Annotated in this window: 22 protein-coding genes and 1 pseudogene; 10 read left to right on the forward strand and 13 right to left on the reverse strand. The window is 59.8% G+C overall.

The genetic code is table 11. The features are described from left to right. Nucleotides 1-45: 45 nt before the first annotated feature. On the forward strand, nucleotides 46-618 hold the full coding sequence (locus F8N44_RS01270; protein ID WP_034152041.1) for a xanthine phosphoribosyltransferase: 573 nt from the start codon (nucleotides 46-48) through the stop codon (nucleotides 616-618). 132 nt (nucleotides 619-750) lie between these two features. Here the strand turns inward: F8N44_RS01270 and F8N44_RS01275 are convergent, their stop codons facing one another. The 6 genes from F8N44_RS01275 to dadA form a co-directional block, all read right to left on the reverse strand. After that, the gene (locus F8N44_RS01275; protein ID WP_150649013.1) at nucleotides 751-2,673 is read right to left on the reverse strand and encodes an acetyl-CoA hydrolase/transferase C-terminal domain-containing protein; all 1,923 of its coding nucleotides are present in this window, start codon (nucleotides 2,671-2,673) and stop codon (nucleotides 751-753) included. Between the two features lie 364 nt (nucleotides 2,674-3,037). Continuing rightward, nucleotides 3,038-3,454, reverse strand: coding sequence for a c-type cytochrome (locus tag F8N44_RS01280; RefSeq protein WP_318182727.1), 417 nt, complete (start codon nucleotides 3,452-3,454; stop codon nucleotides 3,038-3,040). 181 nt (nucleotides 3,455-3,635) lie between these two features. After that, nucleotides 3,636-4,184, reverse strand: a complete 549-nt coding sequence (locus tag F8N44_RS01285; protein ID WP_007920393.1) for a cupin domain-containing protein — start codon at nucleotides 4,182-4,184, stop codon at nucleotides 3,636-3,638. Between the two features lie 88 nt (nucleotides 4,185-4,272). Then, nucleotides 4,273-5,346, reverse strand: coding sequence for an alanine racemase (gene alr, locus F8N44_RS01290; protein WP_150649014.1), 1,074 nt, complete (start codon nucleotides 5,344-5,346; stop codon nucleotides 4,273-4,275). Between the two features lie 94 nt (nucleotides 5,347-5,440). After that, complete coding sequence (locus tag F8N44_RS01295) at nucleotides 5,441-5,794, reverse strand: RidA family protein (protein WP_150649015.1); 354 nt, start codon at nucleotides 5,792-5,794, stop codon at nucleotides 5,441-5,443. Beyond that, on the reverse strand, nucleotides 5,766-7,070 hold the full coding sequence (gene dadA / locus F8N44_RS01300; protein WP_150649016.1) for a D-amino acid dehydrogenase: 1,305 nt from the start codon (nucleotides 7,068-7,070) through the stop codon (nucleotides 5,766-5,768). The genes F8N44_RS01295 and dadA overlap by 29 nt, the downstream gene beginning before the upstream one ends. Before the next feature lie 156 nt (nucleotides 7,071-7,226). On the opposite strand from dadA, the gene F8N44_RS01305 reads away from it, so the two are divergent. Then, complete coding sequence (locus F8N44_RS01305; RefSeq protein ID WP_003177284.1) at nucleotides 7,227-7,715, forward strand: Lrp/AsnC ligand binding domain-containing protein; 489 nt, start codon at nucleotides 7,227-7,229, stop codon at nucleotides 7,713-7,715. A gap of 87 nt (nucleotides 7,716-7,802) precedes the next feature. Here F8N44_RS01305 and F8N44_RS01310 read toward each other — a convergent pair whose 3' ends face one another. Next, the gene (locus F8N44_RS01310; protein WP_150649218.1) at nucleotides 7,803-8,156 is read right to left on the reverse strand and encodes a YkgJ family cysteine cluster protein; all 354 of its coding nucleotides are present in this window, start codon (nucleotides 8,154-8,156) and stop codon (nucleotides 7,803-7,805) included. A 148-nt stretch (nucleotides 8,157-8,304) separates the two neighbouring features. Between F8N44_RS01310 and F8N44_RS01315 the strand changes: the two genes are divergently transcribed. Further along, nucleotides 8,305-9,615 carry an NAD(P)/FAD-dependent oxidoreductase gene (locus F8N44_RS01315; RefSeq protein ID WP_150649017.1) on the forward strand — a complete coding sequence of 437 codons (1,311 nt, stop codon included), beginning with the start codon at nucleotides 8,305-8,307 and terminating at the stop codon, nucleotides 9,613-9,615. Between the two features lie 144 nt (nucleotides 9,616-9,759). Here F8N44_RS01315 and F8N44_RS01320 read toward each other — a convergent pair whose 3' ends face one another. Further along, nucleotides 9,760-10,005 (reverse strand): DUF1127 domain-containing protein, encoded by a 246-nt coding sequence (locus tag F8N44_RS01320; protein WP_150649018.1) that lies wholly within the window; start codon nucleotides 10,003-10,005, stop codon nucleotides 9,760-9,762. A gap of 178 nt (nucleotides 10,006-10,183) precedes the next feature. Here F8N44_RS01320 and F8N44_RS01325 point away from each other — a divergent pair, with 178 nt between their 5' ends. After that, nucleotides 10,184-11,605: a PLP-dependent aminotransferase family protein gene (locus F8N44_RS01325; protein ID WP_150649019.1), complete on the forward strand. Its 1,422-nt coding sequence runs from the start codon at nucleotides 10,184-10,186 to the stop codon at nucleotides 11,603-11,605. A gap of 60 nt (nucleotides 11,606-11,665) precedes the next feature. Beyond that, a complete protein-coding gene (locus F8N44_RS01330; protein WP_150649020.1) occupies nucleotides 11,666-13,234 on the forward strand; it encodes a phospholipase D family protein in 1,569 nt (522 codons plus the stop codon). Nucleotides 13,235-13,321: 87 nt separating this feature from the next. Here the strand turns inward: F8N44_RS01330 and F8N44_RS01335 are convergent, their stop codons facing one another. Both F8N44_RS01335 and F8N44_RS01340 read right to left on the reverse strand, forming a co-directional pair. Then, the gene (locus F8N44_RS01335; RefSeq protein WP_150649021.1) at nucleotides 13,322-14,464 is read right to left on the reverse strand and encodes an MFS transporter; all 1,143 of its coding nucleotides are present in this window, start codon (nucleotides 14,462-14,464) and stop codon (nucleotides 13,322-13,324) included. 188 nt (nucleotides 14,465-14,652) lie between these two features. After that, nucleotides 14,653-16,146, reverse strand: coding sequence for an aldehyde dehydrogenase (locus tag F8N44_RS01340; protein ID WP_041071948.1), 1,494 nt, complete (start codon nucleotides 16,144-16,146; stop codon nucleotides 14,653-14,655). A gap of 239 nt (nucleotides 16,147-16,385) precedes the next feature. Here F8N44_RS01340 and F8N44_RS01345 point away from each other — a divergent pair, with 239 nt between their 5' ends. Beyond that, nucleotides 16,386-16,748 (forward strand): cupin domain-containing protein, encoded by a 363-nt coding sequence (locus F8N44_RS01345; protein ID WP_150649022.1) that lies wholly within the window; start codon nucleotides 16,386-16,388, stop codon nucleotides 16,746-16,748. Between the two features lie 180 nt (nucleotides 16,749-16,928). Here the strand turns inward: F8N44_RS01345 and rpmG are convergent, their stop codons facing one another. After that, nucleotides 16,929-17,084: a 50S ribosomal protein L33 gene (gene rpmG, locus F8N44_RS01350; protein WP_003177274.1), complete on the reverse strand. Its 156-nt coding sequence runs from the start codon at nucleotides 17,082-17,084 to the stop codon at nucleotides 16,929-16,931. A gap of 11 nt (nucleotides 17,085-17,095) precedes the next feature. Beyond that, nucleotides 17,096-17,329 carry a 50S ribosomal protein L28 gene (rpmB, locus tag F8N44_RS01355; protein ID WP_007920377.1) on the reverse strand — a complete coding sequence of 78 codons (234 nt, stop codon included), beginning with the start codon at nucleotides 17,327-17,329 and terminating at the stop codon, nucleotides 17,096-17,098. A gap of 448 nt (nucleotides 17,330-17,777) precedes the next feature. Between rpmB and F8N44_RS01360 the strand changes: the two genes are divergently transcribed. Beyond that, nucleotides 17,778-19,364, forward strand: coding sequence for an ABC transporter substrate-binding protein (locus F8N44_RS01360; RefSeq protein WP_150649023.1), 1,587 nt, complete (start codon nucleotides 17,778-17,780; stop codon nucleotides 19,362-19,364). Nucleotides 19,365-19,513: 149 nt separating this feature from the next. Here the strand turns inward: F8N44_RS01360 and radC are convergent, their stop codons facing one another. After that, on the reverse strand, nucleotides 19,514-20,188 hold the full coding sequence (gene radC / locus F8N44_RS01365) for a RadC family protein (RefSeq protein ID WP_150649024.1): 675 nt from the start codon (nucleotides 20,186-20,188) through the stop codon (nucleotides 19,514-19,516). A gap of 134 nt (nucleotides 20,189-20,322) precedes the next feature. Here radC and coaBC point away from each other — a divergent pair, with 134 nt between their 5' ends. The 3 genes and pseudogenes from coaBC to F8N44_RS01380 form a co-directional block, all read left to right on the forward strand. Next, a complete protein-coding gene (gene coaBC, locus F8N44_RS01370) occupies nucleotides 20,323-21,531 on the forward strand; it encodes a bifunctional phosphopantothenoylcysteine decarboxylase/phosphopantothenate--cysteine ligase CoaBC (protein ID WP_095119812.1) in 1,209 nt (402 codons plus the stop codon). A gap of 5 nt (nucleotides 21,532-21,536) precedes the next feature. Next, on the forward strand, nucleotides 21,537-21,992 hold the full coding sequence (gene dut / locus F8N44_RS01375; RefSeq protein WP_150649025.1) for a dUTP diphosphatase: 456 nt from the start codon (nucleotides 21,537-21,539) through the stop codon (nucleotides 21,990-21,992). 318 nt (nucleotides 21,993-22,310) lie between these two features. Next, nucleotides 22,311-23,687 (forward strand): annotated as a pseudogene (locus tag F8N44_RS01380) (phosphomannomutase/phosphoglucomutase); the annotation flags it as partial. Nucleotides 23,688-23,692: the final 5 nt, after the last annotated feature.

Here is a 23,692-nt window from a genome sequence, read left to right on the forward strand (position 1 = left end):
TTTACTAGACCTTCGGCGCACAAAGCGCCAAATGAGGACAGCTTCATGGAAGCATTGCAGCAGAAAATCCGCGAACAAGGCATTGTGCTTTCCGACCAGGTCCTGAAGGTCGACGCCTTCCTGAACCACCAGATCGACCCGGCTCTGATGAAGCTGATCGGCGACGAATTCGCCTCGCTGTTCAAGGACTCGGGCATCACCAAGATCGTCACCATCGAAGCCTCGGGCATCGCCCCGGCGATCATGACCGGTCTGAACCTCGGCGTGCCGGTAATCTTCGCCCGCAAGCAACAGTCCCTGACCCTGACGGAAAACCTGCTGTCGGCAACCGTTTACTCGTTCACCAAAAAGACCGAAAGCACCGTGGCCATCTCCCCGCGTCACCTGACCAGCAGCGACCGCGTGCTGATCATCGACGACTTCCTGGCCAACGGTAAGGCCTCGCAAGCGCTGATCTCGATCATCAAACAGGCCGGCGCCACCGTCGCCGGCCTGGGCATCGTCATCGAAAAATCGTTCCAGGGCGGCCGCGCCGAGCTGGACTCGCAGGGCTACCGCGTAGAGTCGCTGGCCCGGGTGAAATCGCTGACGGGTGGCGTGGTCACCTTCATCGAATAGACCAGCCGCACCGCAGCCCCCCTGTAGGAGTGAGCCTGCTCGCGAATGCTTAGGGTCAGTCGACATCTTGGTTGACTGATACACCGCTTTCGCGAGCAGGCTCGCTCCCACAGTGGGTTTTTCGGTGGGCAGTTACTGCGCGGTGCCTTTCAAACCCGTGAGGAGCAGGCGTTGGAAGAGGTCTTCTTTCAGGCCTTCCGGGTTTGTGAGTTGCATGCGTTCGAGGTGTTCGGGGTAGAGCGATGCTTCGGGGGCGTCGAGGGCGGCTTTGCCGAGTTCGAGGATTTCGGTGAGTTTGAATTTGCTTTTTAGCCAGTTCAGCGCACGCAATAGATCCCGTTCGATCGCGGTGAAATCACAGCCCAGCGGATATTCCGGAAACAGGTTCGGATGCCGTGCGGCGATCGCCTGCAAACGTTGCGGTGTGTTATCGGCGAAGCGTGGGTCGAGGCGGAAATCCTTCGGCAGCTTGCCGACTTTTTGCGCTTGCTCGATCAAACCCTGCTGGAAGCGAGAGTCACTGATATTCAGCAATGACTCGATCACCACAGCGTCGGATTTTCCGCGCAGATCGGCGATGCCGTATTCGGTCACGACGATGTCGCGCAGGTGCCGCGGGATCGTGCAGTGGCCGTATTCCCAGACGATGTTGGAACTGACGTCGCCACCGGACTCACGCCAACTGCGCAGAATCAGAATCGAGCGGGCATCGTGCAACGCATGCCCCTGCGCCACGAAGTTGTATTGCCCGCCGACACCGCTGAGTACCCGCCCGTCTTCGAGCTGATCCGCCACACCTGCACCCAGCAACGTCATGGTGAACACGGTGTTGATGAAGCGCGCATCGAGGCGTTGCAAGCGCTTGAGTTCTTCCTGCCCGTAGAGCTCGTTGATATAGCTGATGCGGGTCATGTTGAATTCGAGGCGTTTGCTCTGCGGTAACTCACGCAGGCGCTCGTAGAAACTGCGCGGGCCGAGGAAGAATCCGCCGTGCACCGAGATGCCATCGGTTTGCGCCGCCTCGTCGAGAGTGCCGGCGTTGGCCTGTTCCTGAGTCTGCACGTCGGGATAGACCTTGCGCCGGATGATCCCGGCATCCGCCAGCACCAGCAGGCCGTTGACGAACATTTCGCTGCAGCCGTAAAGACCTTTGGCGAATGGCCCCGTGCCGCCCTCGCGCTCGATCAATTGCGCCCACTGGCTGAGGTTGATGTCGTCGAGCAATGCCCTATAACCGGTGTTATCCGCCTGACGCGCCAGCAATGCGGCGGTCAACGCGTCGCCCATCGAACCGATGCCGATCTGCAACGTACCGCCGTCGCGCACCAGCGTACTGGCGTGCAAACCAATGAAGTGGTCCTGAAAGCCCACCGGCATGTTCGGCGTGGAGAACAGCGTGCTGCTGTCCTTGGCGTCGATCAGCAGGTCGAAGGTGTCGATATCGACTTCTGCATCGCCGGGCATGTACGGCAGATCGGTGTGGACCTGACCGACCAGCAAAATAGTCTCCCCGGCTTCGCGACGTTTGGCGATCATCGGCAACAGGTCGAGGGTGATGTCCGGGTTGCAGCTCAGGCTCAGGCGATCCGGATGTTCGCTGCTGCTGGCGAGCAATTGCGCCACCAGGTTCAGGCCGGCGGCGTTGATGTCGCGGGCGGCGTGGCTGTAGTTGCTGCTGACGTAATCCTGCTGGGCCGGGGCGCTGTTGAGCAGGCTGCCGGGCTGCATGAAGAACTGTTCGATGCGGATATTGGCGGGCAGGCTGTCGCGGTGCAGGTCGGCGAGGAAATCGAATTCCGGGTAATCACCGAAGACGCGCTCGACGAAGGGTTCGATAAAGCGCTTCTGCAAGCCATCACCCAATGCCGGGCGGCCGAGGCACAGGGCGGTGTAGATCGTCAGCTGCCGCTCGGGCAGGCTTTTGATCCGCCGGTACAGCGCGTTGACGAAGTGATTAGGCTTGCCCAGGCCCAGCGGCATGCCCATGTGGATGTGCGCCGGCAAGCGTGCCAGCACGTCGTCCACTGCCTGTTCGATCGAACACAACTGCACCATCTGAAGCCTCCTGCCCGTTCCGTGAATAGGGGTAGACCGAGATTGCCTTGAGTTTGCTGCAAAGAACAGCCCAAAGTCCTGGACGATTGTCGGCCACAGGGGTTGTTTATGGCTGGAGATCGCTTGCCCTCACCCTAGCCCTCTCCCAGAGGTAGAGGGGACTGATCGGGGGATATTGGGGAGGTACGCCGACTTGAAATAGCTTTGCGGAATCCATAATCGCTAAGGTCTTTCAGGTCGATGTATAACGCCAGACAACTCGGTCTGCCCCCTCTCCCTCCGGGAGAGGGCTGGGGTGAGGGGTTCTTGAATCGCGCCCACAAAAAAACCGTCCGAAGACGGCTTTTTTCGTCAGATGCACGCCTTATTTCAAGCCGGACATCTTCTGTATCGCGCCCTTCAGCTCGTCGTCCGAGCAATCCGCGCAGGTGCCTTTCGGAGGCATCGCGTTCAGGCCGGTGATTGCTTTAGCCAGCAGACCATCAATGCCGCCTTGTTCTTTGGCGCGCTTACCCCAAGCATCGCCATCACCGATTTTCGGCGCACCCAACAACCCGCTACCGTGGCAAGCGTTGCAGTGCTTGGCAATCACGTCATCAGGGGACTTCGCCCCGCCACCGCCGCCAGCGGAAGCGGCAACTTCCATCCCTTTGCATTCCTGCCCTTGCACACACACCTGGCCGACCGGCTCGAGGCGTTTGGCAATGTCATCATTCGTCGCAGCTTGAGCGCTGACAGCCCAGAGGGCCAATACGGTTGCTGGTGCAGCCAGCATTTTCATAATTAGATTCACGCGTTCACCCTCAATGGTGGCTATTCACGCCTGCGGCCACGGTTCGCAGGCGGGCGGAAGTATAGCGGGTAGCCCGTCACACTGAAACAACCCCATAGTCGAAGGGGTTATACCGCACGGTAGAAAAACTCTCCGGGTGCCTTTGCCGTAATGGCCTGGCGCCTCTTTGTTAAAAATTCGCCGGCGTGGCTGCGCTGATTAGTCGCGCAGGCGCGTCGAACGGATTACGGAAACGATGCGGCTTGGTACTTTCAAAATAGTAGCTGTCGCCGGCTTCGAGAATAAAAGTTTCCAGACCCACCACCAGTTCCAGACGACCTTCCACCAGAATCCCGGTTTCCTCGCCTTCATGGGTGAGCATTTCTTCGCCGGTGTCGGCGCCTGGCGGGTAGATTTCATTGAGGAAGGCGATGGCGCGACTGGGGTGCGCGCGGCCGACGAGTTTCATGGTCACGGCGCCGTCGGAAATGTCGATCAGCTCGTTGGCCTTGTAGACGATCTGGGTCGGGACTTCCTGCAGGATTTCTTCGGAAAAGAACTCGACCATGGACATGGGAATGCCGCCAAGCACCTTCCTCAGCGAACTGATCGAAGGGCTGACGCTGTTCTTTTCGATCATCGAAATGGTGCTGTTGGTGACGCCCGCGCGTTTGGCGAGTTCACGCTGGGAAAGCCCTTTGAGCTTGCGGATCGATTGCAGTCGTTCACCGACGTCCAAGGCGGGAGCCTCCTGATGTTGTAAGAATATTGAGCGTTATCATGGCGACAGCGTTCAGTATTTACAACACTTGGCCCCCGCAGCGGCGTCAACCCTCGGAATAGAGCCTTGGCACCCGACGCAGGTTGCAGAAGATCTGGTACGGGATGGTGTCGGCCCACTGCGCCACTTCGCTGGCGAGGATGTTTTTGCCCCACAATTCGACGGTCGAACCGAGGTCGGCTTCCGGCACATCGGTCAGATCGATGCAGAGCATGTCCATCGACACGCGACCGAGAATGCGGCTGCGCTTGCCAGCCACCAAAACCGGCGTGCCGGTCGGCGCCTGACGCGGATAGCCATCGGCGTAACCCATGGCGACCACGCCGATGCGCATTGGCTTGTCAGTGATGAATTTGGCGCCGTAGCCTACGGGCTCGCCAGCCGGCAGTTCACGCACGCTGATGACTTTCGATTCCAAGGTCATTACCGGTTGCAGGCGATCAGCCACGGCGTTGGCCTCTTCGAACGGGGTCGCGCCGTAAAGCATGATGCCCGGGCGCACCCAGTCACTGTGAATCTTGGGCCAACCGAGCACGGCCGGCGAGTTGCGCAGGCTGACTTCAGCGGCCAGACCCTGACGCGCCGCTTCAAACACCGCGACTTGCTCGGTGCTGCTCTGCGCATGCAGTTCATCAGCACGGGCGAAGTGGCTCATCAGGACGATTTTCGCGACTTTGCCGCTGGCCAGCAGCCGCTGATAGGCCGCTGGGTAGTCCTTTGGATGCAGGCCAACTCGGTGCATGCCGGAATCAAGCTTCAGCCAAACAGTAATCGGCTTGCTTAGCGTTGCCTGCTCGATCGCTTCGAGCTGCCAAAGCGAATGCACCACGGTCCAGAAATCATGCTCGACGATCAACGCCAGCTCATCGGCCTCGAAGATCCCTTCAAGCAACAACACCGGCGCACGAATGCCGGCAGCGCGCAGCTCCAAAGCCTCCTCGATGCAGGCAACGGCAAACCCGTCGGCCTCGGCTTCCAGCGCCTGCGCGCAACGCACCGCGCCATGGCCGTAGGCATCGGCCTTGATCACCGCAAGCGCCTTGGCGCCGGTGACTTCGCGGGCAATTCGGTAGTTGTGGCGCAGGGCTTCCAGGTCGATCAGGGCACGGGCAGGACGCATGGCGGCAGACTTCTAGGCGGTCAGGGGAATAAAAACCGGCGCCGACTGACGACGTGGACCGCCAACAGCGCCGGGAGAGGGATCTTTACAACGGTTACGGCAGCGCGGCGACGATAGAGATCTCGACGAGGATGCTCGGCTTGGCCATTTTCGCTTCGACGGTGGCACGGGCCGGGGCAGCGCCTTTTGGCAGCCACTGGTCCCACACCGAGTTCATCCCGGCAAAGTGCGCCTCGATGTCGTTCAGGTAAATCGTCGCCGACAGCAGGTGTTGTTTGTCGGTGCCGGCCAGATCGAGCAAACGCTCGATATTGGCAAGGACTTCGCGAGTCTGCTGTTCAATTCCGCTGTCAAAGTCGTCGCCGACCTGCCCCGCCAGATACACGGTGCCATTGTGGCTGACGATCTGACTCATGCGCTCATTGGTGAGCTGGCGCTGGATTGCCATGTTTTGCGGACTCCTGAATTTTGTTGCCGTAACGGGAAATATCGAGGCCTTCGGCGCTGATCTGCGGCTTTTTCTTCGCCATCAGATCGGCCAGCAAACGACCGGAACCGCACGCCATGGTCCAACCGAGCGTGCCGTGACCGGTGTTGAGGAACAGGTTCTTGAACGGCGTGGCACCGACGATCGGCGTGCCGTCCGGGGTGGTCGGACGCAGACCGGTCCAGAAACTCGCCTCGGCCAGATTACCGCCCTGAGGATAAAGGTCGTTGACGATCATCTCCAGGGTTTCGCGGCGACGCGGGTTCAGCGACAGGTCAAAACCGGCGATCTCGGCCATGCCGCCAACGCGGATGCGGTTGTCGAACCGGGTGATCGCGACCTTGTAGGTCTCATCGAGAATGGTCGAGGTCGGGGCCATCGCCGGGTTGGTGATCGGCACGGTCAGCGAGTAACCCTTGAGCGGATACACCGGGGCTTTGATGCCCAGCGGCTTGAGCAGTTGCGGCGAGTAGCTGCCGAGCGCCAGCACGTAGCGGTCGGCGGTTTCCAGCTTGCCGTCGATCCACACGCCGTTGATGCGATCACCGGCGTAGTCGAGTTTCTGAATGTCCTGACCGAAGCGGAATTCCACACCCAGTTTCACCGCCATTTCGGCGAGACGGGTAGTGAACATCTGGCAGTCGCCAGTCTGGTCGTTCGGCAGGCGCAGGGCACCGGCGAGGATGTCAGTGACACCCGCCAGCGCCGGCTCGACGCGGGCAATGCCGGCGCGGTCGAGTACTTCAAACGGCACGCCGGATTCTTTCAGCACGGCGATGTCTTTGGCGGCGCCATCAAGCTGCGCCTGAGTGCGGAACAGCTGAGTCGTGCCGAGACTACGGCCTTCGTAAGCGATGCCGGTTTCGGCGCGCAGTTCATCGAGGCAGTCGCGGCTGTACTCGGACAGACGCACCATGCGCTCCTTGTTCACCGCGTAACGATTGGCGGTGCAGTTGCGCAGCATCTGCGCCATCCACAGGTACTGGTCGATGTCAGCGGTGGCCTTGATCGCGAGAGGGGCGTGGCGTTGCAGCAACCACTTGATCGCCTTCAGCGGCACGCCCGGCGCGGCCCACGGCGAGGCATAGCCCGGCGAGACCTGGCCGGCGTTGGCGAAACTGGTCTCCATGGCCGCAGCCGGCTGCCGGTCGACCACCACCACTTCAAACCCGGCACGGGCCAGATAGTAAGCACTGGCGGTACCGATGACGCCGCTACCCAAGACCATTACGCGCATTTTTGTATCCCTCATCGCGGCAGGGCCGCGTACGTCTGTTGTTAGAGCAGTGATGCGCGCAGTGTAAAAAAGAAATGCCAGTGCTTTTCACTATATAAGCGCCTATATTTGGCGACAATTCTCGGCAAAAACCCTTTTCACGGAGGCGCATCCCCTATGCGTACCAACACTCAGACCAAACGTGAGCTGGACAAGATCGACCGCAACATCTTGCGGATCCTGCAGGCGGACGGGCGGATTTCCTTTACCGAACTAGGCGAAAAGGTCGGCCTCTCCACCACGCCGTGCACCGAGCGGGTGCGGCGTCTGGAGCGCGAAGGAATCATCATGGGCTACAACGCCCGGCTGAATCCGCAGCATTTGAAGGGTAGCTTGCTGGTGTTCGTCGAGATCAGCCTCGACTACAAATCCGGCGACACTTTCGAGGAGTTCCGCCGCGCAGTGCTGAAATTGCCGCACGTGCTGGAGTGCCATTTGGTGTCAGGGGATTTCGACTATCTGGTGAAGGCGCGGATTTCCGAGATGGCCTCGTACCGCAAGCTGCTCGGAGACATTCTGCTGAAGCTGCCGCATGTGCGCGAGTCGAAGAGTTATATCGTAATGGAAGAGGTGAAGGAGAGCCTGAGCCTGCCGATTCCGGATTGAGGTTCTGAAGATCAAAAGATCGCAGCCTTCGGCAGCTCCTACATGGGAATGCATTTCTCTGTAGGAGCTGCCGAAGGCTGCGATCTTTTAGACCAACACCTGCCGATTCGCCGCCATGTACTCGAAGATCTGCTTCTCGACACGCGGATGAATCAGCTCCACCGGCCGCCGCTCATTCGGGCAAGGCAAGGTTTTGGTCGTGCCAAACAACCGGCAAATCAGCGGCCGCTCCTCATACACCGTGCAGCCATTCGGTCCCAGGTGCACACAGTTCAACTCTTCCATCGCCGCATCCTGCTCGGCACGAGTCTTGCGCGGCAGGCGGGACATTTCTTCCGGCGAGGTGGTTACCGGACCGCAGCAATCGTGGCAGCCGGGCACGCACTCGAACGAGGGTATCTGCTGGCGCAAGGTGCGGATTTTCTGGCTGTTGCAGCTCATTGCAGCGCTGACCGAGGAGGAATAGGCGGCAATTGTGCCGCAAAAGCCCTGATCCAGACACCGCAGGCCGACCAATGTTGCCCACGTTCGGGCGTGCGGCTTATGCTCCGTCAAATTTTCTCGACACCTTAGCCGTTGGATGACGCCCATGACTGCCCGCGCCTTCACCTCCGCGAGCCAACCCCACGTTGACTCTTATTACGCCGCCAGCAGCCTGCCGCAGCCCGATCATCCAGTGCTGCAAGGTGAAGTGCTGGCCGATGTCTGCGTGATTGGCGGTGGCTTTTCCGGGCTGAACACCGCGCTGGAACTGGCTGAACGCGGCCTCAGCGTGGTGTTGCTCGAGGCGCACAAGATCGGCTGGGGCGCCAGCGGCCGCAACGGCGGGCAGTTGATTCGCGGCGTCGGTCACGGTCTCGATCAATTCGCCAATGTCATCGGCAGCGACGGCGTGCGCGAGATGAAACTCATGGGCCTGGAAGCGGTGGAAATCGTTCGCCAGCGCGTCGAGCGCTTTCAGATTGCCTGTGACCTGACCTGGGGCTACTGCGACCTCGCCAACAAACCGTCCGACCTCGAAGGCTTTGCCGAAGACGCCGAAGAATTGCGTGGCCTTGGCTATCGCTACGAAACCCGCTTGCTGCAAGCCAACGAAATGCACACGGTGGTCGGCTCAAAGCGCTATGTCGGCGGTTTGATCGACATGGGTTCAGGACATCTGCATCCGCTGAATCTCGCGCTGGGTGAAGCGGCAGCGGCGCAGCAGTTGGGCGTCAAACTGTTTGAACATTCGTCGGTGACGCGTATCGATTACGGACCTGAAGTGAAGGTGCACACGGCGCAAGGCTCGGTAAGCGCGAAGACGCTGGTCCTCGGCTGCAATGCCTATCTCAATGATCTGAATCCACAACTCAGCGGCAAAGTCCTGCCAGCCGGCAGCTACATCATCGCCACCGAGCGGTTGAGCGAAGCACAGGCACATAACCTGCTGCCGCAGAACATGGCGGTCTGCGACCAGCGTGTCGCGCTGGATTACTACCGGCTCTCGGCGGATCGCCGCCTGCTGTTCGGCGGTGCCTGCCATTACTCGGGACGCGATCCAAAAGACATTGGCGCCTACATGCAGCCGAAGATGCTCGAAGTATTCCCGCAACTCGCTGGCGTGAAAATCGACTATCAGTGGGGCGGCATGATCGGTATCGGGGCGAACCGGTTGCCGCAGATTGGCCGGCTCAATGACCAACAGAATGTGTATTACGCCCAGGCCTATTCAGGGCACGGCGTGAATGCCACGCACCTGGCGGGCAAGTTGCTCGCCGAAGCAATCAGCGGGCAGCACAGCGGTGGCTTTGACCTGTTCGCAAAGGTCCCGCACATCACCTTCCCGGGCGGCAAGCATTTACGTTCGCCGCTGTTGGCGTTGGGGATGTTGTGGCATCGGATGAAAGAGTTGGTCTGACAGCTTTTCAACGACCCTAAGAACGCCTTCGCGAGCAAGCTCGCTCCCACATTAATCTTCAATGGATACAAGTTTCCCATCCACCATAGATCCCCTGTGGGAGCGAGCTTGCTAGCGAAAGGGCCCGCAAGAACAATACAGATCTCAGATCCGCCAGAACGGCTTCAACCCCTCCTCCTGCGCCTGCTCACGGGTCAGCCCGATGTCCTTGAGCTGGTCCGTCGTCAGCGCCAGCAAGGCCTTGCGCGTGTGCAGACGATGCCAGAACAGATCCCAGCGACTCAGGCCGGACGGTGCGTTACGCATGATCTCATTGCGTGCACGATCCTTCTGCCCTGCCGCCAGTTCCTGACTGTGTAACGTCAGCCGCACATCGCTCAAGCCGTTCATTTTCAATGCTCCTGTTTACTTGGGTAGCCAGAGATTCCATGATGCGCGGGCGAGCAAAACCATTACAGATTCAAAGCGACTGTATTAACTCCATACAGTTTTACCGCTTTGCCGACTGAATTGTCGTTTTTTGCCACATCTGTACTGGTATATCGAATAACCGCACCGAGGCAGAGCCATGACCCTTTACGTAAACCTCGCCGAATTGCTCGGCACGCGCATCGAAAACGGTTTCTATCGACCCGGCGATCGGTTGCCGTCGGTGCGTGCCTTGAGCGTCGAACACGGGGTCAGCCTGAGCACGGTGCAACAGGCCTATCGCATGCTCGAGGACAGTGGCTTGGCCACTCCAAAACCCAAGTCCGGCTACTTCGTGCCGGTCGGTCGCGAGCTGCCGGAGTTGCCCGCCGTCGGTCGTCCGGCGCAACGGCCGGTGGAGATTTCGCAATGGGATCAAGTACTGGAGTTGATTCGCGCGGTGCCGCGCAAGGATGTCGTGCAACTGGGTCGCGGCATGCCCGACATCAGTTCGCCAACCATGAAACCGCTGCTGCGCGGTCTGGCGCGGATCAGCCGCCGCCAGGACATGCCCGGCCTGTATTACGACAACATTCACGGCACTCTCGAACTGCGCGAACAGATCGCTCGGCTGATGCTCGATTCCGGTTGCCAGTTGAGCGCCAGCGACCTGGTCGTCACCACCGGGTGCCACGAAGCGCTGTCCACCAGCATCCATGCGATCTGCGAGCCGGGCGACATCGTCGCGGTCGATTCGCCGAGCTTCCACGGCGCCATGCAAACGCTCAAAGGCCTGGGCATGAAAGCCCTGGAAATTCCCACCGACCCGCTTACCGGCATCAGCCTCGAAGCGCTGGAACTCGCACTCGAACAATGGCCGATCAAGGTCATTCAGCTCACCCCGAATTGCAACAACCCGCTCGGCTACATCATGCCGGAGTCGCGCAAACGCGCCCTGCTCAACCTCGCGCAACGCTTTGATGTGGCGATCATCGAGGACGATGTGTATGGCGAACTGGCCTACACCTACCCGCGCCCACGCACGATCAAATCCTTCGACGAAGACGGCCGCGTATTGCTGTGCAGTTCGTTTTCCAAGACCCTGGCGCCAGGGCTGCGCATTGGTTGGGTCGCACCGGGACGATACCTCGAGCGCGTGCTGCACATGAAATACATCAGCACCGGATCGACCGCACCGCAGCCCCAGATCGCTATCGCCGAATTCCTCAAAGCCGGTCATTTCGAACCGCACTTGCGGCGCATGCGCACGCAATATCAGCGCAGCCGCGACCTGATGATCGATTGGGTGACCCGCTATTTCCCTGCAGGCACCCGCGCCAGTCGACCGCAAGGCAGCTTCATGTTGTGGGTCGAATTGCCGGAAGGTTTCGACACCTTGAAACTGAATCGTGAGTTGCACGACCAAGGCGTACAGATTGCCGTCGGCAGCATCTTTTCCGCCTCGGGCAAGTACCGCAATTGCCTGCGAATGAACTACGCTGCCAAACCGACAGCGCAGATCGAAGAGGCGGTGCGCAAGGTCGGCGAGACGGCCGTCAGATTACTGGCCGCAGCCGACTGACCTTTTTCCAGAGAACCGCGTCCATATGCCGACCCTAGCCGCCATTCGGAATGACCCTACGTGAGCTTCAGACAGCCCCTACTCGCTTTGCTGTTACTCGCCTCGTTCCTGAGCGGTTGTGCCAGTTTCGACGTTCCCCGCGAGCCGAGCCAGGCGCTGCCGGCCTCCGACTCCAGCTTTGGCCGTTCGATCCAGGCGCAAGCGGCGCCCTATCAAGGCCGCTCGGGTTTTCGCCTGCTGTCCAACAGCAGTGAGGCGTTCACCGCGCGCGCCGAACTGATCCGCAACGCCCAGACCAGCCTCGATCTGCAGTACTACATCGTCCACGACGGCATCAGCACGCGGATGCTGGTGGAGGAACTGCTCAAGGCTGCCGATCGTGGCGTGCGTGTGCGCATTCTGCTCGACGACACCACCAGCGATGGTCTCGACCAGATCATCGCGACACTGGCGGCACATCCGCAGATTCAGATCCGCCTGTTCAACCCGCTGCATCTGGGCCGTAGCACCGGCGTCACGCGCGCGGCTGGCCGCTTGTTCAACCTGTCGCTGCAACACCGGCGCATGCACAACAAGCTGTGGCTGGCGGACAACAGCGTGGCCATCGTCGGCGGGCGCAATCTGGGCGACGAGTATTTCGACGCCGAACCGAACCTGAATTTCACCGACATCGACATGCTCAGCGTCGGGCCGGTGGCCGAGCAGCTCGGACACAGTTTCGACCAGTACTGGAACAGCGCCCTGAGCAAACCGATCGATGAATTCCTTACCAGCCAACCGACCGCCAAGGATCTGCAGAACACTCGCACCCGGCTGGAAGAATCGCTGGAAGAAACCCGTAAACAAAATCACGCGCTCTATCAGCAGCTCATGACGTTCAAGACCGCGCCGCGCATGGACATCTGGCGCAAAGAGCTGATCTGGGCATGGAATCAGGCGTTGTGGGATGCGCCGAGCAAAGTGTTGGCCAAAGGCGAACCGGATCCGCAATTGCTGCTGACCACGCAACTGGCACCCGAGCTCAGAGGCGTGAGCAAAGAGCTGATCATGATTTCAGCGTACTTCGTGCCCGGCCAACCGGGGCTGGTGTACTTGACCGGTCGCGCCGATGCCGGCGTCTCGGTGAGCCTGCTGACCAACGCGCTGGAGGCCACCGATGTACCGGCGGTGCATGGCGGATATGCGCCGTATCGCAAAGCGTTGCTGGAGCATGGCGTGAAGTTGTATGAACTGCGCCGTCAGCCTGGGGATAACTACGGCAGCGGCCCGCATGTGTTTTACAGCAAGTCGTTTCGTGGTTCGGACTCAAGTCTGCACAGCAAAGCGATGATCTTCGACCGGCAGAAATCGTTTATCGGCTCGTTCAACTTTGATCCGCGTTCGGTGCTGTGGAACACGGAAGTCGGGGTCTTGGTCGACAGCCCTGAGCTTGCCGAACATGTTCGCGAACTGGCCCTGCAAGGCATGGCGCCAGCGCTGAGTTATCAGGCGAAATTACAGGATGGCCAGATTGTCTGGGTCACCGAAGACCACGGCCAGATGCATACCCTGACCAAAGAGCCGGGGAGTTGGTGGCGACGATTCAACGCGTGGTTCAGCACCACTGTCGGGCTTGAGCGAATGCTTTAAAGAGCAAAAGATCGCAGCTTTCGGCAGCTCCTGCAGAACGAATGCATTCCAACTGTAGGAGCTGCCGCAGGCTGCGATCTTTTGACTTCAAGCCGTCTGCGCTGTGCCAAACGCCCCTTGGCGCAAGAGCAGAATCACCAAGCCAAACGCCCCGATCGCCATCAGCAACGGCAACGCATGCCCGCTGATCCACTGGCTGCCCGCCCCCGCCGCGAGCGGCCCGACCAGACAACCGACACCCCACAATTGCGCGATGTGCGCATTGGCGCGTACCAGCGCATCGTCGCGATAACGCTCGCCAATCAGAATCAGCGACAAAGTAAACAAGCCACCGGCACTCGCCCCGAACAGCACCCACAACGGCCAGATGAGAAGCGTATCGAGCAACAGCGGAATCGCCAGACTCGACAGCATCAACACCACCGCGCAACCCGCGAACAACGTACGTCGCGACAGGTAATCGGCCAACGCGCCAATCGGCAGTTGCAGCAACGCATCCCCCACCACCACGGTGCTGACCATCGCCAGCGCGGTTTCAGCGGTGAAACCCTGCTGCAGGCAATACACCGGCAGCAACGTCAGGATCATCGCCTCGAACGCGGCAAACAACGACACCGCCCAGGCAATTGCCGGCAGCTCGCGAGCGAAGCCCCAGAGGTCGCGGAACGTCACGCTGCTCGCTTCACTGCTTGGCGCACCGCTGCGACCGAGTAACAGCAACGGCGAAACCACCAGCAAACCGACACCGACCCAGAAACCGTAATCATGTTCAGTGCCCAAAGCACCCAGCAACAACGGGCCCGACAGTTGGCTCAACGCATAGCTGCTGCCATACAGCGCCACCAATCGCCCGCGCCAGTGCTCGACCACCAGTTGATTGATCCAGCTCTCGCCGAGGATGAACACGATGGTCAGGATCACGCCGATCATCAGCCGAAGCACCAGCCAGATCGGATAGCTCGGCAACAGCGCCAGCAGACCAATCGACAATGCCCCAGCCCACAGGCACAAGCGCATCAGGTTCGCCGTGCCGAAGCGCGCCGCCAGATGACTGGAAATCTTCGCGCCCAACAACACGCCAATCGCCGGCATCGCTGCCATTACACCGATGGCGAAGGAACCGTAACCCCAGCCTTCCAGGCGCAACGACACCAACGGCATGCTGACCCCCAGGGCCAGACCGACACTCAAGACAGACGCCAACACGGCGAAATACGTCGCCCAACGCATGTTCCACGCTCCTGTGGATAATTATTATGTGCACCACAAAACCACTGTGGGAGCGAGCTTGCTCGCGAAAGCGGTTTCACATTCAGCACATGGGCTGACTGATACACCGCCTTCGCGAGCAAGCTCGCTCCCACAGGGGATCTCTGTCTGGTTCGGGAGCCTGATTGAATCAGGCTCCCCTCAGCGGCTTACAGCTTGATCCACGTCGCCTTCAGTTCGGTGTACTTGTCGAACGCGTGCAGCGACTTGTCGCGGCCGTTGCCCGATTGCTTGAAGCCGCCAAACGGCGCAGTCATGTCACCCCCGTCGTACTGGTTGACCCAGACGCTGCCGGCACGCAGTGCCTTGGCGGTCAGGTGGGCCTTGGAGATATCTTGCGTCCATACCGCAGCCGCCAGGCCATACGGCGTGTCGTTGGCAATCTGAATCGCTTCTTCAGCGGTATCGAAAGCGATCACCGACAGCACTGGGCCGAAGATCTCTTCCTGAGCGATCTTCATCGCGTTGCTCACGCCGTCGAAAATCGTTGGTTCAACATAAGTGCCGCCGGTTTCCTGAAGAATGCGCTTACCGCCAGCGACCAGCTTGGCGCCATCGCTGTGGCCGGATTCGATGTACGACAGCACAGTATTCATCTGCTGAGTGTCGACCAGCGCACCGACGTTGGTCGCCGGATCCAGCGGATTGCCCGGCTTCCAGGTTTTCAGCGCCTCGATCACCATCGGCAAGAACTTGTCTTTGATGGAACGCTCGACCAGCAGACGCGAACCAGCGGTGCAGACTTCGCCCTGGTTGAAGGCGATGGCGCTGGCAGCGGATTCAGCGGCGGCTTGCAGATCCGGGGCATCGGCAAAGACGATGTTCGGACTCTTGCCGCCGGCTTCCAGCCAGACACGCTTCATGTTCGATTCGCCGGAGTAGATCATCAGTTGCTTGGCGATCTTGGTCGAACCGGTGAACACCAGTGTGTCGACATCGTTGTGCAGGGCCAGCGCCTTGCCAACGGTATGACCATAACCCGGCAGCACGTTGAGCACGCCTTTCGGAATACCGGCCTCAACGGCCAGCGCCGCGATGCGGATGGCGGTCAGCGGGGATTTTTCCGACGGCTTGAGAATCACCGAGTTACCGGTCGACAGTGCCGGGCCGAGTTTCCAGCAGGCCATCATCAACGGGAAGTTCCACGGCACAATGGCACCGACCACGCCCACCGGCTCGCGGGTCACCAGACCCAGTTGATCGTGCGGCGTGGCCGCGACTTCGTCGTAAATCTTGTCGATCGCTTCACCGCTCCAGCTCAGCGCTTGCGCCGCGCCCGGAACGTCGATGTACAGCGAATCACTGATCGGCTTGCCCATGTCGAGGGTTTCGAGCAGGGCCAGTTCTTCGGCGTGCTGCTTCAGCAGGCCGGCAAAACGGATCATGGTGGCTTTGCGTTTGGTCGGCGCCAGGCGCGACCAGACGCCGGAATTGAACGTGGCGCGGGCGTTTTCCACGGCGCGCTGAGCATCGGCGGCGTCACAGCTGGCGATCTTGCCGAGCAGACGGCCGTCGACCGGGCTGATGCACTCGAAGGTCTCGCCGGAGACGGCGTCGGTGTATTCGCCATTGAGATAAGCGCGGCCTTCGATTTTCAGGTCGCGGGCGCGTTGTTCCCAGTCGGCACGAGTCAGGGTGGTCATTTCGAGTGTCCTCCGCTTGTTGAATACGAGCGCCGCGCGATCTTCGCCAGCGTCCTCAAGAATTCTGCCCGGCCAGCCGGTTTTTCGGCCAGAGGCACCCGCCACCCTAAACCAGCGGCCGGGGTTGTTTCAATATATTTGACATAAGGTGGCCATACGGCCTTGCGGTGTTGATTTTAATCAACATAGACTTTGGCCCTTTCCAGCCAATCGCGCCGTATTCACGGGGGATAACAACAATGAACATCCAGAACGTCGTCGACATCAGCCTCACCAGCAGCGAAGCCGAACGCTATCGCCCGGATCCGGCGAAAGTGCTCAAGGGTGATCCTGAGCAAGCGGTGTTCCATCAGTACGACAGCCCTTGCGGGCAGATGGGCGTCGGCGTGTGGGAAGGTGCGGTGGGACAGTGGACGGTGAATTACACCGAGCATGAATATTGCGAGATTTTGCAGGGCGTTTCGGTGCTGCGTGACAGCGATGGCAATGCCAAGACCTTGCGTGTGGGCGACCGGTTCGTGATTCCGGCGGGGTTTCGTGGCACTTGGGAAGTGCTGGAGGCTTGCCGCAAGATTTATGTGATCTTTGAACAGAAGGCTTGAGTTTTTCGCTGATTTTACCGGCCTCTTCGCGAGCAGGCTCGCTCCCACATTCCTACCGCATTCCATTGTGGGAGCGAGCTTGCTCGCGAAGGCGTCAGGACAGGCGACACAAAAACCGAGGCAACAAAAAAGGCCCGTATCGTGAGATACGGGCCTTTTTCGTAAGTCGGGAAAAATCAATTACTTGATTTTGCCTTCCTTGTAGATCACGTGCTTGCGAACAACCGGATCATATTTCTTGATCTCGATTTTGTCCGGGGTAGTACGCTTGTTCTTGTCGGTAGTGTAGAAGTGACCAGTACCGGCGCTCGAGATCAAACGAATCAATTCACGCATGATTAGCTCCCTTAAATCTTGCCATCGCGGCGAAGTTCGGCGAGCACGACAGTGATGCCACGCTTGTCGATGATACGCATGCCTTTGGCAGATACGCGCAGACGCACAAAACGTTTCTCTTCTTCAACCCAGAAGCGGTGATGCTGCAGGTTCGGCAGGAAACGACGACGGGTTTTGTTGTTTGCGTGGGAAATGTTATTCCCAGTCACCGGACCCTTACCGGTAACTTGACATACTCTCGACATGCCTCAGCCCTCTAAAACCACATGCCCAACCCGGCATGGGTTGGCCGCTTAATCTCTCAGTCATTTGGCGCCAGGCGCCGCGTTTCTTTAGAGGTCTTACCGGCTACACCTACAGTGAAGGAACCGGGCCCCTAGAAAAGAGCGCTGCTTTATACCAGAAAGACTTCGGAGCAACAACAATCGGTGTGCAATCAATCCACAAAAAGGCGCTTTTTCAGCCCGCGAACGCCTTGGATAAAGGCTGACATCGATTTTTACCACTCGTCGCAGAAAATCGCCCGCGCAGGCGTTTCCGACTTTTAACGTGACGCCGTGGTCTGAAAAACTGCCATCACTGTGCCCCGAAAATGCAAAAAGGGGATAGTCATTTGTAATCCAGCCCTCTAGGGTAGGCCTTTTCCAGACTGCACTTGCAGATGGGCCTTCGATCTGTAAAAGGAAACCGACCATGCGCCTCGCTGCCCTACCCCTGTTGCTCGCCCCGCTCCTGCTGAGCCCCCTGGCCCAGGCCGCCGCGCTGAGCGTCTGCACCGAGGCCAGCCCGGAAGGGTTCGACGTGGTGCAGTACAACTCGCTGACCACCACCAACGCCTCGGCTGACGTGCTAATGAATCGCCTGGTGGATTTCGACACCGCCAGCGGCAAGGTCGTGCCGAGCCTGGCCGACAGCTGGGAAGTCAGCACCGATGGCCTGACTTACGTGTTCAAGCTGCACCCGCAGGTGAAGTTTCATACGACTGACTACTTCAAGCCAAGCCGTGAGCTGACCGCCGAAGACGTCAAATTCAGCTTCGACCGCATGCTCGACCCGGCCAACCCGTGGCACAAAGTCGCCCAGAGCGGCTTCCCGCATGCCCAGTCGATGCAGTTACCTGCACTGATCAAGAAGATCGACGCACTCGATCCGCTGACCGTACGCTTTACCCTTGATCATCCGGATTCAACATTCCTGGCGACCCTGAGCATGGGCTTCGCCTCGATCTACTCCGCCGAATACGCCGACAAACTGATGAAAGCCAATGCCACGGACAAGCTCAACAGCCAGCCAATCGGCACCGGCCCGTTCGTGTTCAATCGCTTCCAGAAAGATGCAGCCATCCGCTACAAGGCCAACCCGGATTACTTCCACGGCAAGCCTTCGGTTGACCCGTTGATCTTCGCCATCACGCCGGACGCCAACGTGCGCCTGCAAAAGCTGCGACGCAATGAATGCCAGATCGCCCTGTCACCGAAGCCACTCGACGTACAAGCCGCGCTGAAAGAACCGACGCTGAAAGTCGAAAAGACTGACGCATTCATGACCGCTTTCGTTGGCATCAACAGCCAGCATCCGCCGCTGGACAAGCCGGAAGTGCGTCAAGCGATCAACCTCGCGTTCGACAAGGCCAACTACATCAAGGCTGTGTTTGAAGACACCGCCGAAGCGGCCAACGGCCCTTACCCGCCGAACACCTGGAGCTACGCGAAGAACCTGCCGGGTTACCCGCACGATGTCGCCAAAGCCAAGGCATTGCTGGCCAAGGCCGGGTTGAAGGACGGTTTCCAGACCACCATCTGGACGCGCCCTTCCGGCAGCCTGCTGAATCCGAACCCAAGCCTGGGCGCACAGATGTTGCAGTCAGATCTGGCGGAAATCGGCATTCAGGCGGAAATCCGCGTGATCGAGTGGGGTGAATTGATCCGCCGCGCCAAGGCTGGCGAGCATGATCTGCTGTTCATGGGCTGGGCCGGAGATAACGGCGACCCGGACAACTTCCTCACGCCGCAGTTTTCCTGCGCAGCGGTCAAATCGGGCACCAACTTCGCACGCTACTGCAACGCCGATCTGGACAAGCTGATCAGCGCCGGCAAGACCACCAGCGAGCAAGGCGTGCGCACCAAGCTGTATGAGCAGGCGCAGACGCAGATTCAACAGCAGGCGCTGTGGCTGCCTCTCGCACATCCGACGGCCTACGCACTGACGCGTAAAGACGTGCAGGGTTACTCCGTGAGCCCGTTCGGCCGTCAGGACTATTCCAAGGTCAACCTCAAATAACCTGCCCAGCACATCACCTGGGGATGCAATCAAACCTGTGGGAGCGAGCTTGCTCGCGAAAGCGGTCTGTCAGTAAAAATGATGCTGACTGACACTGCGCCTTCGCGAGCAAGCTCGCTCCCACAGGGGACTTGCATTGTCCCTGAGAACTACATCCAGCCACACTCCGCCATCGACAGCGGCTCACCATCGCCGACGATGAAGTGATCCAGCACCCGCACATCAATCAACTCCAGCGCCTTCTGCAAACGCTTGGTCAGCAATCGATCGGCCTGACTCGGGTCAGTGTTCCCCGATGGATGGTTGTGGCACAGGATCAACGCCGCCGCGTTATTGGCCAAACATCGCTTCACAACCTCGCGCGGATGCACGCTGGTGTTGTCGATCGAGCCGCGAAACAGGATCTCGAAATTCAGGACTTGATGTTTGGAGTCGAGAAACAGGCAACCAAACACCTCATGCGGTTCGTGACGCAGCATCGCTTTCAGATAATCGCGAACGACCTGAGGGTTTTCCAGGGCTGGTTTCTGCCGTGATCTCTCAGCCAGATGCCGCCTGTTCATTTCCTGAGCCGCCTGCAGTTGCGCAAACTTCGCCGGCCCGAGTCCCAATTGTTTGCTGAATGCGTCCTGATCGGCCTCAAGCAGCAAACGCAGGCTGCCGAATTGAGTCAACAGATTGCGCGCCAGGTCCACAGCGCTTATTCCGGGCAATCCGGTGCGCAGAAAAATCGCCAATAACTCAGCGTCCGAGAGGCTCGCTGCCCCGTGCTCCAATAACCTTTCCCGCGGGCGTTCCGCCGCAGGCCAATCGCGAATACTCATACACATTCCCTGTCTGTGGGCGCCGCTGTTCCGTAGCGGTCGCTGTGATATCGTAGCCCATCTTTTTTGCGGTCGATTCAACCCTGGGGAGGGGGCATCGCACCGCAGTCATCAACGAAATGAAAGGCAGACCTATGCAGCGGCTGTATCGGAAACGCATCGTTCTGGGCGTCGGCGGCGGCATCGCGGCCTACAAGAGCGCCGATCTGGTTCGTCGCCTGATCGACCAGGGCGCCGAAGTGCGCGTGGTCATGACCCATGGCGGCGCCGAGTTCATCACCCCGCTGACCATGCAGGCGCTGTCCGGCCACCCTGTGCACCTCGACCTGCTCGACCCGGCCGCCGAAGCCGCGATGGGCCACATCGAGCTGGCCAAGTGGGCCGATCTGGTGCTGATCGCCCCGGCCACCGCCGACCTGCTCGCCCGTCTGGCCCAAGGCATCGCCAACGATTTGCTGACCACGCTGGTACTCGCCACCGACGCCGTCGTGGCCGTCGCCCCCGCGATGAATCAGGCGATGTGGCGCGATCCGGCGACCCAGGCCAACCTGCAACTCCTTGAGAGCCGTGGCCTGAAGACCTTCGGCCCGGCCTCGGGCAGCCAGGCCTGCGGCGACGTCGGCATGGGCCGCATGATGGAAGCCACCGATCTGGCGCAATGCGCGGCCGACTGCTTCCAGCGTCAGGCGCTGACCGGCAAGCACGTAGTGATTACCGCCGGCCCGACCCAGGAAAACATCGACCCGGTGCGCTACATCACCAACCACAGCTCCGGGAAAATGGGCTTTGCCCTCGCCGAAGCCGCGGTAGAAGCCGGCGCCCGCGTCACATTGATCAGCGGCCCGGTGCACCTGCCGACGCCGGATCGCGTCACCCGTATCGACGTGGTCAGTGCCCGCGACATGCTCGCGGCCTGTGAGTCGGCGATCCCGTGCGACGTGTTCATCGCCTCTGCAGCGGTCGCGGACTACCGCCCGGAAGTCGTTGCCCCGCAAAAACTCAAGAAAGATCCTACGAGCGGTGACGGCTTCGTCCTGCAAATGGTGCGTAACCCGGACATCCTGGCCACCATCGCGACCCGTCCCGACCGTCCGTTCAGTGTCGGCTTCGCCGCCGAGACCGAACACCTGCTCGACTACGCTGCGCGCAAGCTGAAGGACAAGAATCTCGATTTGATCGTCGCCAATGACGTCGCCAACCCGAGCATCGGTTTCAACAGTGAAGAAAACGCCTGCAGCGTGATTGACCGTGCGCTGCACGCCACGGTTTTCGCCCAGACCAGCAAGAGCAAGATCGCTCGCCAACTGGTCACTTTTATCGCCGAACGTCTGAACCAGGTTTAATTTACATGCACGCTTTGCAAGCCAAGATCCTCGACCCACGCATCGGCACTGATTTCCCGCTGCCGCAATACGCCACCCCAGGCTCCGCCGGCCTCGACCTGCGCGCCATGCTGGATCAGAACATCGTGATCAAACCGGGTGAAACCGTGCTGATCCCCACCGGTCTGTCGGTTTACATCGGCGATCCGAACCTCGCCGCGCTGATCCTGCCGCGCTCGGGCATGGGCCATAAGCACGGCATCGTGCTGGGCAACCTAGTCGGCCTGATCGACTCGGATTACCAGGGCCCACTGATGGTGTCCTGCTGGAACCGCGGCCAGACCGACTTCACCATGACCGTCGGTGAACGTCTGGCGCAACTGGTGCTGGTGCCAGTGGTGCAGGCGCACTTCGAAATGGTGGAAGAGTTCGTCGAAACCGAGCGCGGCACCGGCGGGTTTGGCCATACCGGCACCAAATAACCGGAGTCATCTCCTGTAGGAGCTGCCGAAGGCTGCGATCTTTTGACTTTTAAGATCAAGATCAAAAGATCGCAGCCTTCGGCAACTCCTACAGGGGAAATTTGTGCAGTTTCAGCGGCAGGTTTTAACACCGTAAATCAAGGTTTTGGCGGCCGAAAGCCACGCCAGCCGAGGCGTCATGGCCCTTTCATACCACGAACTCTCTGTGGAAAACGCCGTCATACCCTTCAGTTTGAGCCTGCCGTCGAACGATTCGTCGGTCTGTCCCGCCACTTTCGAGATGGAGCATTTCCGTAGATGAGCACCCCAGCCAAGATCGCCCCGAAGCTGCCCGACAGCATTTTCCGCGCCTATGACATTCGCGGCACCGTGCCGGAATTCCTCAATGCCGAAACCGCTTACTGGATCGGCCGCGCCATCGGCTCCCAGAGCCTGGCCCAAGGCGAACCGAACGTATCCGTCGGCCGCGACGGTCGCTTGTCCGGCCCGGAACTGGTTGCCGAGCTGATTCGCGGTATCGCCGAAAGCGGCTGCCACGTCAGCGATGTCGGTCTGGTGCCGACGCCGGCGCTGTATTACGCCGCCAACGTTTTGGCCGGCAAGTCCGGGGTGATGCTCACCGGCAGCCACAACCCGTCTAACTACAACGGTTTCAAGATCGTCATTGCCGGCGACACCCTCGCCAACGAACAGATCCAGGCCCTGCACGAGCGCCTCAAGAGCAACAACTTGAGCAGCGGCACCGGCAGCGTCACCCAGGTCGAGATCCTCGACCGCTACAACACCGAAATCGTCCAGGACATCAAACTGGCACGCCGCATGAAGGTTGTGGTCGACTGCGGCAACGGCGCGGCCGGCGTGATCGCCCCGCAGCTGATCGAAGCGCTGAACTGCGAAGTCATCCCGCTGTTCTGCGAAGTCGACGGCAACTTCCCGAACCACCACCCGGATCCGGGCAAGCCTGAGAACCTCGTCGACCTGATCGCCAAGGTCAAGGAAACCAACGCCGACATCGGCCTGGCCTTCGACGGCGACGGTGACCGTGTCGGCGTGGTGACCAACACCGGCAGCATCGTCTACCCGGATCGCCTGCTGATGCTGTTCGCTCGCGACGTCGTGGCGCGCAACCCGGACGCGGAAATCATCTTCGACGTCAAATGCACCCGTCGCCTGGTGCCGCTGATCAAGGAATACGGTGGTCGGCCGCTAATGTGGAAGACTGGTCATTCGTTGATCAAAAAGAAAATGAAACAATCCGGCGCGCTGTTGGCCGGTGAAATGAGCGGGCACATCTTCTTCAAGGAGCGCTGGTTCGGTTTCGACGACGGTATCTACAGCGCCGCACGGCTGCTGGAGATCCTCAGCAAGGAAAAATCCACTGCGGAAGAACTGTTTGCGACCTTCCCGAATGATATTTCTACGCCGGAAATCAATATCCATGTGACCGAAGAGAGCAAATTCAGCATCATTGATGCATTGCACGACGCACAGTGGGGCGCAGGCGCTGACCTGACCACCATCGACGGCGTGCGAGTCGACTACGCCAAAGGCTGGGGCCTGGTGCGCGCATCCAACACCACACCGGTGCTGGTGCTGCGCTTCGAGGCCGATGACGAGGCTGAACTACAGCGCATCAAAGACGTGTTCCACGCACAATTGAAACGTGTTGCACCTGATCTCCAACTACCGTTCTGATCCAC

It is taken from the genome of Pseudomonas fluorescens (assembly GCF_902497745.1).
Lineage (GTDB): Bacteria > Pseudomonadota > Gammaproteobacteria > Pseudomonadales > Pseudomonadaceae > Aquipseudomonas > Aquipseudomonas fluorescens_BM.

Coding starts and splice junctions, on each gene's coding strand:
- F8N44_RS01270 (WP_034152041.1), top strand. CDS start 46: ATGGAAGCATTGCAGCAGAAAATCCGCGAACAAGGCATTGTGCTTTCC.
- F8N44_RS01320 (WP_150649018.1), bottom strand. CDS start 10,005: ATGAACGGCTTGAGCGATGTGCGGCTGACGTTACACAGTCAGGAACTG.
- F8N44_RS01335 (WP_150649021.1), bottom strand. CDS start 14,464: ATGCGTTGGGCGACGTATTTCGCCGTGTTGGCGTCTGTCTTGAGTGTC.
- F8N44_RS01295 (WP_150649015.1), bottom strand. CDS start 5,794: ATGGCAATCCAGCGCCAGCTCACCAATGAGCGCATGAGTCAGATCGTC.
- F8N44_RS01280 (WP_318182727.1), bottom strand. CDS start 3,454: ATGAAAATGCTGGCTGCACCAGCAACCGTATTGGCCCTCTGGGCTGTC.
- F8N44_RS01275 (WP_150649013.1), bottom strand. CDS start 2,673: ATGGTGCAGTTGTGTTCGATCGAACAGGCAGTGGACGACGTGCTGGCA.
- dut (WP_150649025.1), top strand. CDS start 21,537: ATGCACGCTTTGCAAGCCAAGATCCTCGACCCACGCATCGGCACTGAT.
- F8N44_RS01345 (WP_150649022.1), top strand. CDS start 16,386: ATGAACATCCAGAACGTCGTCGACATCAGCCTCACCAGCAGCGAAGCC.
- dadA (WP_150649016.1), bottom strand. CDS start 7,070: ATGCGCGTAATGGTCTTGGGTAGCGGCGTCATCGGTACCGCCAGTGCT.
- F8N44_RS01325 (WP_150649019.1), top strand. CDS start 10,184: ATGACCCTTTACGTAAACCTCGCCGAATTGCTCGGCACGCGCATCGAA.
- radC (WP_150649024.1), bottom strand. CDS start 20,188: ATGAGTATTCGCGATTGGCCTGCGGCGGAACGCCCGCGGGAAAGGTTA.
- coaBC (WP_095119812.1), top strand. CDS start 20,323: ATGCAGCGGCTGTATCGGAAACGCATCGTTCTGGGCGTCGGCGGCGGC.
- rpmB (WP_007920377.1), bottom strand. CDS start 17,329: ATGTCGAGAGTATGTCAAGTTACCGGTAAGGGTCCGGTGACTGGGAAT.
- F8N44_RS01340 (WP_041071948.1), bottom strand. CDS start 16,146: ATGACCACCCTGACTCGTGCCGACTGGGAACAACGCGCCCGCGACCTG.
- F8N44_RS01305 (WP_003177284.1), top strand. CDS start 7,227: ATGCGTACCAACACTCAGACCAAACGTGAGCTGGACAAGATCGACCGC.
- F8N44_RS01360 (WP_150649023.1), top strand. CDS start 17,778: ATGCGCCTCGCTGCCCTACCCCTGTTGCTCGCCCCGCTCCTGCTGAGC.
- alr (WP_150649014.1), bottom strand. CDS start 5,346: ATGCGTCCTGCCCGTGCCCTGATCGACCTGGAAGCCCTGCGCCACAAC.
- F8N44_RS01315 (WP_150649017.1), top strand. CDS start 8,305: ATGACTGCCCGCGCCTTCACCTCCGCGAGCCAACCCCACGTTGACTCT.
- rpmG (WP_003177274.1), bottom strand. CDS start 17,084: ATGCGTGAATTGATTCGTTTGATCTCGAGCGCCGGTACTGGTCACTTC.
- F8N44_RS01310 (WP_150649218.1), bottom strand. CDS start 8,156: ATGAGCTGCAACAGCCAGAAAATCCGCACCTTGCGCCAGCAGATACCC.